This window comes from Acinetobacter sp. NIOH-H-8 (genome assembly GCF_046635365.1).
Lineage (GTDB): Bacteria > Pseudomonadota > Gammaproteobacteria > Pseudomonadales > Moraxellaceae > Acinetobacter.
Genome location: NZ_JBHDVN010000332.1, coordinates 1 through 395, shown reverse-complemented (window position 1 = coordinate 395; position 395 = coordinate 1). Strand labels below are relative to the sequence as shown.

The window sequence follows — 395 nt, the reverse complement described above, 5'->3', positions numbered from 1 at the left end:
AATTATCGCTTATTTGTACATTCCGTCACATTTTAATCGTTGAAGATAGAAACCATTCTCATTATCATTGTGTTGTTGATTATTTACTCTTTCCTTCGTTGGCTAAACATCGGGTCTCCTGCCGCCCCCCTGAGCGCCGCATGAGGTATACATCCAGTTAGTAAGAAACAAGTAGGTCGTATGCAATTCACTCCTGACACTGCGTGGAAAATCACCGGCTTTGCGCGTGAAATCAGCCCGGCGTATCGTCAAAAACTGCTTTCGCTCGGCATGTTGCCCGGCTCTTCATTTAATGTTGTCCGCGTCGCGCCCTTAGGGGATCCGATCCATATCGAAACACGACGCGTGAGTCTGGTTTTGCGTAAAAAGGATTTGGCGTTAATAGAAGTGGAAGC

Annotated in this window: 1 protein-coding gene; it reads left to right on the top strand. The window is 46.6% G+C overall.

What is annotated here, in order from left to right; all coding sequences use genetic code 11:
- Positions 1-180: 180 nt before the first annotated feature.
- A partial coding sequence (feoA, locus tag ACEWB7_RS18510) for a ferrous iron transporter A (protein ID WP_411581163.1) occupies positions 181-395 on the top strand: 215 nt, incomplete at its 3' end.